Genomic DNA, 13,307 nt, shown 5'->3' on the forward strand with positions numbered 1-13,307 from the left:
AGGGATATTTGTATGATCACATTCACTTAATCCCAGTAACATAATGTGATTATTTATATTATTCAGTGTCTTATGACCAAATAAAAGAAGCCCTCCATAATGGTGGGCTCCCTTCTTTTTAATTGAATTAACGTAAGAGTTGAAGTACTCCCTGAGGAGTTTGATTTGCTTGAGCCAACATAGCTTGTGATGCCTGAGTCAAGATGTTGTTCTTTGTGAACTCCATCATTTCCTTAGCCATATCCACGTCTCTAATACGTGATTCAGCTGCTGTTAAGTTTTCTTGTGATGCACCTAAGTTGTTAATTGTGTGCTCAAGACGATTTTGAACAGCACCTAATTCAGAACGCTGTTTAGAAACACTCGTAATAGCAGCATCTATACTACCCAAAGCTCCTGAAACAAGACCACTTAAAGCTGCTGGATCAGTTACACCAGAGAAAGCGGCCACATCTACAGCATCAACTCCAAGACCTGAAGCAGACATATCACTAATATTGACACCTAATGATTGACCAATATTGGCACCTATTTGAAAAATCAATTCATTGGTAGCACCACTGAATGAACCATCTAATAATGTTTTTCCGTTAAATTCAGTTCTTGCAGAAATACCATCAATTTCTTCAATTAGTGCATCCATTTCGTCTTGAATCGCCTGTAAATCATCACCTTCTTGTGTCCCTACGTTACCTGCTTGTACAGTCAATTCACGCATACGCTGAAGAATTGAATGTGTTTCTGTAAGTGCACCTTCAGCAGTTTGAATCAAGCTAATTCCGTCCTGGGAATTTTTAGATGCCATTTCTAACCCTTTAATCTGCCCGCGCATTTTTTCAGAAATAGCAAGACCTGCTGCGTCATCGCCAGCACGGTTAATACGTAAACCTGAAGACAATTTCTCCAATGAATTTTGTACAGCACTGTTGTTTGCACCCAACTGACGATGTGTGTTAAGCGCCGAAATATTGTGATTGATAATCATGATCAATCTACCTCCATGTTTTTATTTTTGGGTCACGTCCTTGTGTCCCATATTTATAACAACACCTATAAAAAGGCGTTATTAACTCATTTTTTGCATCCCTTTCGATGCTTGTCCTAACGTGACGTGCGGGTGTGCACACGCCCACAGCACGTACATGCTTGTCCAAAGCATGCTGTCACTTTTTTAGAACTCAACCTTTATATCGGCATGTTTTCTATATGTTTAACCTTTTTAATGAAAAAAGTTAATAAATCCCAGTCTATATCTTTACCTGATACGATTTAATGAAGAGTTGCGTATTACTTGTCGTTGTTTATTGTAGAGACACAGCACACTCAAATGCCCCATTTCTTCACCCGCTACAACTTAAACCTTCCCACCAATCCATTCAAATTCTCCGCGAGTTCCGCCAATTGTGATGAGCTTGCTGCAACTTCCTCCATAGAACTGCTGGCTTGTTCGGCTGAAGCAGCTGTTTCTTCTACACCTGCTGCGGCTTCTTCTGAAACAGAGGCAATTTCATCAATTGATCCACCCATCTCCTGACTGCCTGCCGTAATGTCAGCCAGCTGGTCGACAATTTGATTAATATTCGTCGCCATACCTGTTATCGCATCGCGAATTTGATTGAACGTATCGCTTGTCGTTAGAAGCTGCTGACTTCCGGCTTCAACTTGTTTATAACCTTCATCGAGTGAGTCAGCTACCGCATTTGATTCGGTCTGTATCGTCGTCACAATGCCCGTAATGTCGTTTACCGACAATGCGACTTGTTCGGCTAGTTTTCTCACCTCGTCTGCTACAACAGCAAACCCTTTTCCGCTTTCGCCCGCTCGAGCCGCTTCAATCGCCGCGTTTAATGCTAGCAAATTCGTCTGATCGGCGACATCACGAATGACATCGACTAGCTTAGAGATCTGTTGTGATTGCTGATCAAGCAATTGCATCTTTTGAACAGCATCTTTTACAATATGATCAATTGCTGCCATTTGTTCTGTTGATGTATGCATTAATTGCGTGCCTTGCGTAGTCAATTGAAGTACGTGCTGTGAATTTTCTTCTACCTGCTTGCCATGTTGACTGACACCCTCAACGCTGTTGGTAAATGTATTCATCACGCTCGCTAAATCCCCTGCACTGTTTGCTTGTCTTTCTGCCGCTTGTGCAAGCTCTTCCATTGTAACGGCGACTTGCTCTGTACCGGCTTTGACCTCACTTGCAGATTGTGTGAGCTCTTCGCTTTGACTGGAAACCGTCTCAGAAACGCTGCTAATATTCCTTAGCAAACGCTTGTTGTTATTGGACATCACATTTGTCATTTCCATGAGTTGAGCGACCTCGTCTTTTGCATGAATAACGAGTGGCTCATGGCTTAAATCACCATTTGAAACGGCCTCCATCCGATCTTTCAAGACGTTCAATGGTTTTGAAATGGACCGGGCTGTAATCAGGGCAATGATAATACCACCAGAAAAAGCCATGATGGAGGTTATGAGTGTGATCAAAATAGCCCGTTTCCCTTTCGAGATGACCGATTGACCATCTGTCAAAATCGCTTCTTCTCTTGTTGTCGCAATGGCACGATATCCATCTTGAATGTCGCTTGTAATGGTTTTTAACCCTGTTAACGTATTTAGGGCGCCCGTTTCGTCACCACGATCAAATTCACTGATCGCCTGATCGATCGTATCTTCCCAGTCTTGACGTTTTGTAATTAAATCCGTATTCTGTTCAGATTGATTAACCTTAGAAATATCTTGTTCTATGTCCTTAATCTCTTGAAGCGTAAGTTCATAATCCTCTTTTAATGAATCATCTTGATACAAAAAATACCCCCGTACGAGAGAGGCGCTTTCAAACATTTTGGTCGTCAGTTGTTCATACATAATCACTAATGGCACCTGTTCAGAAATCATTTGATCAACATCTTCGTTTATCGTTTCTGTCGAAAAGTAGTTATACGCCCCCATTACACCAGCAAAAAAAATGATGATGCTAAAACCAAATAAAATTTTCTTCGATATGCTTTTAAACTGTATAAGTGTTTTAATAAGACCATCTCCCTTATTTAACTGCTTGTTGGTACATGAAGTGATTATAGTTTATTTTTCGTCACATTTGGGACGCCTCCAAGTGCTAAAGATGATAAGATATACATTTTATCGACGAAATCCGACATTGTGTGAATATACTTTTTATATGTTATAATTTTCATTGTAATATAATGTACATGTTTGTTTTGGCATCATTCAAACCATTGCCAATTCAATGTTTTCTTTTACTGTGATCGTTATTAAACTAATATACCTTGATCCATTTTGGAGATACTTGAACAAAATCTCCCTCGATACCTCCAAACATCTCCCCCCAAAAAAAGACTCACAATTATTTTCAAAAAAGTGTTATACTTGGTACTTAAATAATAGGCTCTATGCATGTAAAGATAGATTTCATATATACAAGCTCGATATGCTCATGAGATGTTCCACGTACAAAACATGGCACCACTTACCTTTGCATCATGATTTTTTTACATTTTAATTATTAGAAAAGTCCTTATGATCAGTATAGGGTGTTTATATGTGAGTTGATTATGTTAATATTTTTGGGGGAGATAATAGTATGACAGAGAGAAAAGTGGATCGGCGGGTGCGTCGAACAAAACGATTATTTCAAGAAGCATTGCTCGATTTAATGGGTGAACAAGACTTTTCAAATATTACAGTGACTGATATTGTCGCACAGGCTGAATATAATCGGGCGACGTTTTACCGATATTACGACGATAAAGACCAGCTTGTAAAAGAAATTATTTTAGAGCAAATTGCTACTTTAATAGAGGCATTTAAATATCCTTATAAAAAAAGTCCGGTTATTGATATGCTCACGCTGTCACCAGATGATATCATCGTTTTTGAACACATTTATGCAAATAAAAGGTTTTATCGTTTATGGAAGAAATTCGTCGCCTTACCTCATTTTAAGGATACGTTTTTACAATCACTCACGCGTTTTTTCAAAGAGGATATTGAACGGATCGTATCTGGCGACAGGGAACTGGATCATACGTTATACACGTCCTTTTATGCGAATGGTATTTTAGGGATCATCATTGATTGGATTGAAAATGATTTGAAGCCCTCACCAGAACAAATGGCCAAACAGCTTGTCAAAATTTTAAATCATGACCTTGATAAAACATATATTACGGATTCTATGACTTCATCGAGAACGTCATAAGGACAGAAGACGGAAGTGGCCAAGCAGGCACTTCCGTCTTCTATTTGATCATGTGAGTAGGATTGGTATGCGGCTGTTTTGGAATTTATGCGTGTGGATTATCGGTTATGCGGCTTGATCTCTATATATGCGGCCGTTTAGGAGCATATGCGGCTCGTTCGAGATATTTGCGGGGCTTTCTTCTTATATGCGGGTGGAATTCATTTTATGCGTTTCTATTTCCATCTGCCGCGTTTCTGTGTCTGCATGCTGCGTCTGTCTCTGTTTCTGCTGCGCGCCTCCCTCATTTTTCCTTCTATTTCCACGGAGTTTCTGCCTTACTCCTAATCTATTTCACTTTCTGTTTCAAATTGCCTCAGCCTCTCAGGTCCATGCCATACATTCTAAAATCTATCATCCTACTTCCTTCCTCCTGAACGCTGCTGGGGTCATACTGTTGTACCGCTTGAACAAGCTTGTGTAATAGCTCTGATTACAAAATCCGAATAACAGCGCGATATCGAGTAGCGTGGAATCGGTATGTAAGAGAAAGTATTTCGAGTCATCCACTTTCTTCCGATTAATGTATGCTTTTAATCTAATGCCGACGACGGAATGGAATAAAGCAGATAAATAGTTTGGACTGACATTTGTCGCCTCTGCAATTTCCTCTAACGTTAGGGGCTGTAATATGTTGTCATGAATATATTGAATAGCGCGGTTTACAATTTGATTTTGAAAAGGCTTTTGCTGATAATCGCGTATCGCTTGAATAAAGTGGTGCAGCATATCGTATTCAAGGCTTTGTAATGCATGGAGTGAGTCCGTCGCTTCGATTTTGCGAATAAACACATCGCTCATATCATACGCATATTCCGGTGCTACGCTCGCTTGGATCGTTGCTCTTGTAAATAACGTGCATGAGCAAATCAGTGAGTTTTTTAAGGAACGAATCGGGTTATTAGATAGACGCGCTTTTTGTAAATTGTTAATCTGATCCAATACTCGAGCAGCGCGTTCTTCGTTCGTTAATTTCAACCAATATAACAATTCTTGTTCCAGCGTGTATGATGGATGTGCAAATAAACGTTCTTCATTTTCCTGACGTGCTTCCAAGAATTGACGAATGACTTCCTGATTAATCTTTGATTGTTGCAAGTCCATCTCTCCATTCACAATTAATGGTAAATTTACAACAAATATCATAAGTTTATGATATAACTATATCATGAAAGCACTTACACTGAAAGCAGATATTAAAAGGAGGTCTACCAATGACTATAAAAAATTGGAAAAAAGGGTTTTGGTTGTTGTCAATCATTTTTGTACTCGTTTTGGCGGCTTGTAGTGGCGATAATGGGAACGGTGATAACAACGCGAATGCTGGAAATGACGATGGTGATGGTAAAGAGACAGAACGTGTCACGATCAAATTTGGTGCTCAAAATGATAACACCCCCGCAACTGAGCAATTGATTGCAGCTTTTAATGACAGTCAAGATGATTACACAGTTGAATGGGATCCATTAACGAACGACTCGGCACAAATGCATGATCAGCTCTTAAATTCTTTAACGAGTGGTTCAAGTGAGTATGATGTGTTATCACTTGACGTCGTTTGGGCTGGTGAGTTCGCTGGGGCTGGCTTCCTCGAACCAATTGATGTGCTTATGAAAGATGCTGAGTATAGTAAGGATCAGTTTAATGCGGGTTCAATGGCATCAGGAAACTACAAGGGTAAGCAATACACTTTGCCATTCTTCCCTGATTTAGGTTTACTTTATTACCGTAGCGATATCGTGAGTGAAGAAGATGCTGCGATGCTTGACAGTGGTGACTATACGTACGAGGACCTATTCAATATGGCCGAAACGTATACAGGTGAAGCAGATACAAAATATGGTTTCCTTTATCAATCCAAACAATATGAAGGTTTAACAGTTAACGTCAACGAATTCACAAGTGCTTTCGCAAATATTGATACAGGCCTTGAAATGATGCACCAATTTACTGCGGCTGATTTTTCACCTGACGATCTATTAAACTACACTGAAGGTGAAACACATACGAACTTTGAACAAGGTAATGCTGTCTTTGCGCGAAATTGGCCATATCAATTCGGTCGTATCAACGGGCAAGAAGATGGTGTCACGATAACGACTGACCAAGTTGGTATTGCACCACTTCCAAATGGTGGCTCTGTCGGCGGCTGGCTCCTCGGCATTAATAAAAACTCCGAGCATATCGACGGCGCTTGGGCATTTATTGAGTTTGCCGCTGGTGAAGCAGGACAGAAGATCATGGCTACAGAAGGCGGATACCTCCCAGGCTTTAATACATTGCTTGATGATGCAGACGTCAAGGATGCCAACATCATGCTGTCATATGACGGATTCAAAAATGCCTTGTCTAATACGATCGCACGCCCTGTTTCACCTGACTATAATAAAGTATCAGATGAAATTATGATCAACGCCCATAAATATTTGAGCTCTGGCGAAGGATTGGAAGATGCTGTGTCTGGCATTGAGAGCATACTGCCAGAATAACAGGCGACAACGCGCAAACTTCCTGTGACATCGTTCATGGGAAGTTTCGCTTTTTATCGCAGATTAGCGGGCTTTAGAACGACCACGTAATGATGTTTCACTTTATACGCTATATGCTTTTCAACACCTTCGAAGACTCACACATCGTTTCTTGAAAAATAGATTCACAGAATAAGAGAGGTGATGGTCATGAAACAGAAGCCAGGATTTACCGGCTGGCTGTATATCGTACCGACGATTGCACTTATTGCCGTGTTTTCCTTATGGCCTGTCGTTCAGTCGATGACATATACACTGTTTGACTATAAACTGAATGACCCACAAAAATCAGGACTCTATTTAAATGAACGGTTCAATACAAATCTGTTTAATGAAACAGCACTTTATGTCTCACTTTTTCTCGAAGAAGATCTTGCCAACATAGATGAACCGAATGATCAAAAAGCTGTTGAAGACGCCATTACTAACATCGATGAGCTGGCCGCTGTATATGAGGATAAAACGGACGTCATCAAAATATCTTCAGAGGAAAGAGATCGGATTGAAGGTCTTCATGAACAAACCGCAGACCTTGTTGCGAATTTGAACAATACGTACGCGCTCACGCATGGAGAAAATCTCCCGCTCCTAGTCGATGACTTCAAAAATAGTATAATTCCATCGAACTTCACGGGGCTTAGTGCTTACAAAGATGCACTCGGTGATGCACGGATTCAAACAGCATTATGGAACACAATCATATTTACGACCGTTTCTGTTGGGATAGAATTTGTACTCGGACTCGGACTTGCACTCATTCTCAATAAAGCGATATTTGGTCAAGGCTTCGTTCGAACAACATCCCTCATTCCTTGGGCAATACCGACAGCGGTTGCTGCAATGATGTGGAGCTATTTATACGATGGCAGCAGTGGCATCGTCGCCCACTTTTTTGAAAATATCGGCTTTGTTGCTCAGTCACAGGATTTACTGTTGAGCGGGACCGGAGCGATGGTTTCGACAATTTTAGCCGATGTTTGGAAAACGACACCATACATGGCTTTGCTTCTGCTTGCAGGTTTACAAAACATCCCGAAAACATTGTATGAAGCTGCCTCAATTGATGGTGCTGGTAAAATTAAAAGCTTTTTCCGTGTCACACTACCATTGTTGAAAACGTCTATTCTCGTTGCACTGTTATTTAGAACACTTGATGCATTTCGCGTTTTCGATTTAATTTACGTCCTTACAGGCGGGGGCCCTGGTGGGGCAACCGAAACGATGTCTATTTACGCGTATAAGCTCATGTTCGGACAAACGAACTTTGGCTACGGGTCTGTCGTTGTTATGCTGATGTTTGGATGTGTCGCAATTATCGCGATTATTTTCGTCCGCTTACTCGGTACGAATCTGCTCGATCGAAATTAGAAAAGGAGTGAATGAACTATGACGACAGCCAAAAAGCGATTTCTATTTTCCTTTGGCCTTATTGTCATTGCCTATTTGTTTATTATGGTCTTCCCGTTTTTCTGGATTTTCATCACTTCTTTTAAATCGAGCGGTGAAATATTCGGATCGGGTGCCTTTAACGTTATTCCTGACAATCCAACGTTTGCGAACTATGTGACGGTGTTGTTTGAGAAAGGCATTATAAAAGCCATTTTCAACAGCTTGATTGTCGCATCCACTACGACGGTTTATGTCATCATCGTCGCAACCTTTTGTGCGTATGCCATTTCTAGGTTTACGTTCAAAGGAAAAAGCATCTTGCTCGGTCTTATCCTTGCGGTGTCTATGTTCCCACAAATGGTCATTACAGGGCCTGTTTACAACTTATTTTATGAACTCGGCTGGCTCAACAGCTATATGATTGTCCTGCCTTACTCAACGATTACGCTGCCAATGGCTGTGTGGATTCTTGTCACGCATTTTAATCAAATTCCACTCGCGTTAGAGGAATCAGCAACGATTGACGGGGCATCTCGTGTTCAAACATTAACACGAATCGTCTTTCCACTCGCTGCTCCTGGCGTGTTTACAACAGCAATTATTACGTTTATCGCTGCTTGGAATGAATTTCTATTAACGATCACGATGAACTCTGAATCGAGTTATCATACGGTTCCTGTTGCCATCTCCTTCCTCAGAACGCAATTTAGTATTTTATGGGGAGAGGTCGCTGCTGCTACGGCCGTCGTAACAATTCCAACACTGATTATCGTCCTCGTTTTTCAGAAGCAAATTGTATCTGGATTAACCTCAGGCGGTGTGAAGGAATAAGTACAATAGACTCTTTTGTTTTTAATATAGGCGTATGAGATGCTCCGCCAACCATACGCCTCCGTCATGGTTATACGAAAGAAGGATACAGGCAGTGCATACGCGACACACCATTGCCGACAACATTCAACAAAGGGTGAACGATATGTCATGGGTTATTAAATCGAAAGCAACGAACATAGATCGACTATTATTAGAAGAAAGCTTATTTTTCACAGGTAATGGCTACCTCGGGGTTCGCGGAAATTTAGAAGAATCTTCACCTTCCGACATGCCGTCAATTCGTGGCACATACATCAATGGCTTTTATGATGATGTGCCTATTTCTTACGGTGAAAAACTGCACGGATTTCCGGATACACAACAGAAGCAATTAAATATGATTGATGCCCAATCGATCGACATAATTGTCGGTGTGGGAGATCAACAGGAAACACTGTCCCTATGGAATGGAACCGTATTGGACTATGAACGCAGTCTCCACATGGATAAAGGCTTTACCGAGCGGCGTATACATTGGAAGTCATCTTATGGGCATGAGTTACGCGTCACATTTAAACGCCTAGCTTCACAAGCATACCAATCATTATTTCTGCAGCACATCGAGCTTGAGTCACTCAGTGGACCGATACCGGTAACGGTGCAGAGCCGCGTAAATGGTCATGTTGAAAATCATATCGATCAAAGCGATCCCCGTGTCGGTCACGGTCACGCAAAACGTGTACATATAAAAGACGTCACATTAACAGACGATTATAAATCTGTTGTTAAAGTAAAGACGTACGCATCAAATCTCACAGCGACGGCACGCTCTCATATTAACGTCGACGCTGTTGACCACCAAACAACCTATCACGTTGATGAACATCATGTTACAACGACAATCGCGTTCACACTCGATGGTCAATCAACTATTGAAAAACGAACCTACTTCTCAGATTCACGTCAAACCGCGTTATCAAAAAAAGAGCAACATGCATTGGATCAGCTTCCTGCCTCTTACTTTTTTCGGAAACAAGCAGAGGATATGGCGAACTTTTGGAGCCATGCAGACATCCAAATTGGTGGAGACACCAAATTACAGGAAGGGATCCGCTTTAATTTATATCACCTCTTTCAGTCAGCAGGCCGAGATGGTCAGTCGAATATCGCTGCGAAAGGGCTGTCTGGCGAAGGGTATGAGGGACACTATTTTTGGGATACAGAAATTTATATGCTGCCATTTTTTACTATGACACAGCCCGACATAGCCAAGCAGCTACTCCTGTATCGTTACAGCATTCTTGATGCAGCAAGAAATCGGGCTCGCGAAATGGGCCATTCGAAAGGAGCGCTTTTTCCGTGGCGTACCATTTCTGGCTCAGAATGCTCGTCTTTCTTTCCAGCAGGATCTGCTCAATATCATATTAGTGCTGACATCGCATACAGCTTTGTCCAATATTATTTGGCAACGAATGATACAGACTTTATGGTGCGATATGGCGGTGAGGTGCTCGTTGAAACAGCCCGACTATGGCTCGACACAGGTCATTTTGCCAGTGATGGCAGCTTCCGCATTGATGCGGTGACTGGACCTGATGAATACACGTGCATCGTCAACAACAATTATTATACAAATGCAATGGCAAAATTCAACCTCACTTGGGCCGTTAAAGCAATAAATTTGATGAAAAGAAAAGCCCCTGAGCACTGGCACAAACTGCAAGCCGAACAAGACGTCACCACTGCTGAAGTGGACGACTTTTTGTTGGCTGCTGAAAACATGTATCTACCAGTTGACGATACGTTAAAGATCAATCCTCAGGACGACACATTTTTAAACAAAGGTGTGTGGGATATTGCGGAAACGCCTAAGGAACAATTCCCGTTGCTCTTGCATTATCACCCACTGACGCTGTACCGCTATCAAGTGTGTAAGCAAGCCGATACCGTGCTCGCTCATTTTTTACTCGAGGATGAACAGTCAGAAGACGTGATGAAGCATTCATACCTTTATTATGAACAGGTTACGACGTTTGACTCTTCCCTTTCCTTTTGCGTGTTCAGCATGATGGCAGCGCGGCTCGGTGATTTAGATAAAGCCTACAATTATTTTATCGATACCGTTCGTATGGATCTTGACAATACACACGGCAACACGAAGGATGGACTGCACATGGCGAATATGGGTGGCACATGGCTTGCCATTGTTGCTGGCTTCGCCGGAATGAGAATAAAGGAATCAGGCTTACACTTTCGACCTCAGCTCCCCACTCAGTGGAACGGATACGCATTTCCATTACACTATCAAGGTCGACAGCTCCATATTGAACTAAATGGAACAGATTTTGTTGTGACGATGGCTGAGGGCGAACCGGTCAATATGAGTGTTTGGGATACGACATATAAGCTTTCACCCGGGCAGCCCGTCCAGGTTTGCTTGACGTAAGTGATGATTTGGCAACAGGAAAGGAGTGGCTATGTTGGTTGAAGCATTTATTTTTGATTTGGATGGTGTCATTACAGATACAGCAGAATATCATTTTAAAGCTTGGAAGTCGTTAGCAGAAGACATCAATATTTCATTCGATCGGCACTTTAACGAACAGTTAAAAGGTGTTAGTAGAATGGAATCTCTTGAGTTAATTCTCGCTAAAGCAGAACAACAAAATGATTACACTGAAAACGAAAAAGAAAAACTCGTGCAACGGAAAAATGAGCACTATCAGCAAATGATTGCTACTCTAAGCCCTGACGATATTTTGCCTGGCATATCTGATTTGCTAGGAGACATTCAGGAGGCCGGTTACCGACTTGGGTTGGCCTCCGCGAGCAAGAATGCACCGTTCATTTTACGTGCGCTCGAACTGGACAATTTATTTGATACGATTGCTGATGTCGAGAAAATTGATAACGGTAAGCCGGCTCCAGATATATTTTTATTAGCCGCTGCCGAACTAAATGCGTGCCCCGCAGCTTGCATCGGAATTGAAGATGCAGCGAGTGGGGTTACAGCAATCAGACGAGCTGGTATGTTTAGTGTGGGAGTCGGGGACAAAGACATTTTGCAAGACGCTGATCTTATTGTGTCATCAACAGCAGAACTGGATTTAAATAGGATACTATCGTCCTGGGAACGTCGGTAGTGCGTGTGTGGTGTGTGAGACCGCCCTCAGTGACGAGGGAGAAGGAAGTGTCCATGGTTGACGGCTTCCTTTTTGTTTTTGTTTTGAGTGTGCATGAGCGGCGCTGGATATGCGGCTGATTCTTGTTTTATGCGTGGGCGAGGCGGCTTATGCGGCGTTTTTTCGATATATGCGTCAGGACTCTGGTGTATATGCGCGCGCTTTTTGAGATATGCGTGGTGAGCGCCATATATGCGGCTGCATCCGGAGATATGCGTTTCCCGTTCGTGTGCCCGCCCTCATCGACGAGAGAAGGAAGTGTCCATGGTTGACGACTTCCTTTTTGTTTTTGTTTTGAGTGTGCATGAGCGGCGCTGGATATGCGGCTGATTCTAGTTTTATGCGTGGGCGGGGCGGCTTATGCGGCGCTTTTTCGATATATGCGTCAGGACTCTGGTGTATATGCGCGCGCTTTTTGAGATATGCGTGGTGAGCGCCATATATGCGGCTGCATCCGGAGATATGCGTTTCCCGTTCGTGCGACCGCCCTCATCGACGAGAGAAGGAAGTGTCCATGATTGACGACTTCCTTCTTGTTTTTGTTTTGAGTGTGTGCGGGGGCTGCCGCTGGATATGCGGCTGATTCATGTTTTATGCGTTGGCGGGGCGGCTTATGCGGCGTTTTTTCGATATATGCGTCAGGACTCTGGTGTATATGCGCGCGCTTTTTGAGATATGCGTGGTGAGCGCCATATATGCGGCTGCATCCGGAGATATGCGTTTCCCGTTCGTGTGACCGCCCTCATCGACGAGAGAAGGAAGTGTCCATGGTTGACGACTTCCTTCTTGTTTTTGTTTTGAGTGTGTGCGGGGGCTGCCGCTGGATATGCGGCTGATTCACGTCTTATACGTTGGCGGGGCGGCTTATGCGGCGCTTTTTCGATATATGCGTCGGGACTGGCGTATATGCGCGCGCTTTTTGAGATATGCGTGGTGAGCACCATATATGCGGCTTCATCCGGATATATGCGTTTCCCGTTCGTGCGACCGCCCTCAGTGACGAGGGAGAAGAACTTATATGATCAACCATATTACACAAATTTCCAAAANATGCGTCGGGACTGGCGTATATGCGCGCGCTTTTTGAGATATGCGTGGTGAGCACCATATATGCGGCTTCATCCGGAT

General features: G+C 42.7%; 9 protein-coding genes. 6 read left to right on the forward strand and 3 right to left on the reverse strand.

Translation table 11 applies throughout. The features are described 5' to 3' along the window. Positions 1–127: 127 nt before the first annotated feature. Both hag and HPC67_RS15930 read right to left on the reverse strand, forming a co-directional pair. On the reverse strand, positions 128–985 hold the full coding sequence (gene hag / locus HPC67_RS04280; protein WP_217586182.1) for a flagellin Hag: 858 nt from the start codon (positions 983–985) through the stop codon (positions 128–130). A 362-nt stretch (positions 986–1,347) separates the two neighbouring features. Continuing rightward, positions 1,348–3,087, reverse strand: coding sequence for a methyl-accepting chemotaxis protein (locus HPC67_RS15930; protein WP_343327804.1), 1,740 nt, complete (start codon positions 3,085–3,087; stop codon positions 1,348–1,350). Positions 3,088–3,610: 523 nt separating this feature from the next. Between HPC67_RS15930 and HPC67_RS04290 the strand changes: the two genes are divergently transcribed. After that, entirely contained in the window at positions 3,611–4,228 is a 618-nt protein-coding gene (locus HPC67_RS04290; RefSeq protein WP_217586183.1) for a TetR/AcrR family transcriptional regulator, read from the forward strand. A 393-nt stretch (positions 4,229–4,621) separates the two neighbouring features. Here the strand turns inward: HPC67_RS04290 and HPC67_RS04295 are convergent, their stop codons facing one another. Then, positions 4,622–5,365, reverse strand: a complete 744-nt coding sequence (locus HPC67_RS04295) for a helix-turn-helix transcriptional regulator (RefSeq protein ID WP_217586184.1) — start codon at positions 5,363–5,365, stop codon at positions 4,622–4,624. A gap of 116 nt (positions 5,366–5,481) precedes the next feature. Between HPC67_RS04295 and HPC67_RS04300 the strand changes: the two genes are divergently transcribed. The 5 genes from HPC67_RS04300 (at position 5,482) to pgmB (ending at position 12,140) form a co-directional block, all read left to right on the forward strand. After that, a complete protein-coding gene (locus HPC67_RS04300) occupies positions 5,482–6,756 on the forward strand; it encodes an extracellular solute-binding protein (RefSeq protein ID WP_217586185.1) in 1,275 nt (424 codons plus the stop codon). Positions 6,757–6,945: 189 nt separating this feature from the next. Continuing rightward, positions 6,946–8,163: a carbohydrate ABC transporter permease gene (locus HPC67_RS04305; RefSeq protein WP_217586186.1), complete on the forward strand. Its 1,218-nt coding sequence runs from the start codon at positions 6,946–6,948 to the stop codon at positions 8,161–8,163. 18 nt (positions 8,164–8,181) lie between these two features. Next, on the forward strand, positions 8,182–9,015 hold the full coding sequence (locus HPC67_RS04310) for a carbohydrate ABC transporter permease (protein WP_217586187.1): 834 nt from the start codon (positions 8,182–8,184) through the stop codon (positions 9,013–9,015). 145 nt (positions 9,016–9,160) lie between these two features. Beyond that, complete coding sequence (locus HPC67_RS04315; RefSeq protein WP_217586261.1) at positions 9,161–11,443, forward strand: glycoside hydrolase family 65 protein; 2,283 nt, start codon at positions 9,161–9,163, stop codon at positions 11,441–11,443. A gap of 31 nt (positions 11,444–11,474) precedes the next feature. After that, on the forward strand, positions 11,475–12,140 hold the full coding sequence (pgmB, locus tag HPC67_RS04320) for a beta-phosphoglucomutase (protein ID WP_217586188.1): 666 nt from the start codon (positions 11,475–11,477) through the stop codon (positions 12,138–12,140). Positions 12,141–13,307 lie beyond the last annotated feature (1,167 nt).

The sequence above is a fragment of the Lentibacillus saliphilus genome (assembly GCF_019093865.1).
Taxonomy (GTDB): domain Bacteria; phylum Bacillota; class Bacilli; order Bacillales; family Amphibacillaceae; genus Lentibacillus_B; species Lentibacillus_B saliphilus.

What these genes read in the sequence shown, in the direction of transcription:
- hag (WP_217586182.1), bottom strand. Translation starts at nt 985, where the DNA reads ATGATTATCAATCACAATATTTCGGCGCTTAACACACATCGTCAGTTG.
- HPC67_RS04290 (WP_217586183.1), top strand. Translation starts at nt 3,611, where the DNA reads ATGACAGAGAGAAAAGTGGATCGGCGGGTGCGTCGAACAAAACGATTA.
- HPC67_RS04300 (WP_217586185.1), top strand. Translation starts at nt 5,482, where the DNA reads ATGACTATAAAAAATTGGAAAAAAGGGTTTTGGTTGTTGTCAATCATT.
- HPC67_RS04305 (WP_217586186.1), top strand. Translation starts at nt 6,946, where the DNA reads ATGAAACAGAAGCCAGGATTTACCGGCTGGCTGTATATCGTACCGACG.
- HPC67_RS04310 (WP_217586187.1), top strand. Translation starts at nt 8,182, where the DNA reads ATGACGACAGCCAAAAAGCGATTTCTATTTTCCTTTGGCCTTATTGTC.
- HPC67_RS04315 (WP_217586261.1), top strand. Translation starts at nt 9,161, where the DNA reads ATGTCATGGGTTATTAAATCGAAAGCAACGAACATAGATCGACTATTA.
- pgmB (WP_217586188.1), top strand. Translation starts at nt 11,475, where the DNA reads ATGTTGGTTGAAGCATTTATTTTTGATTTGGATGGTGTCATTACAGAT.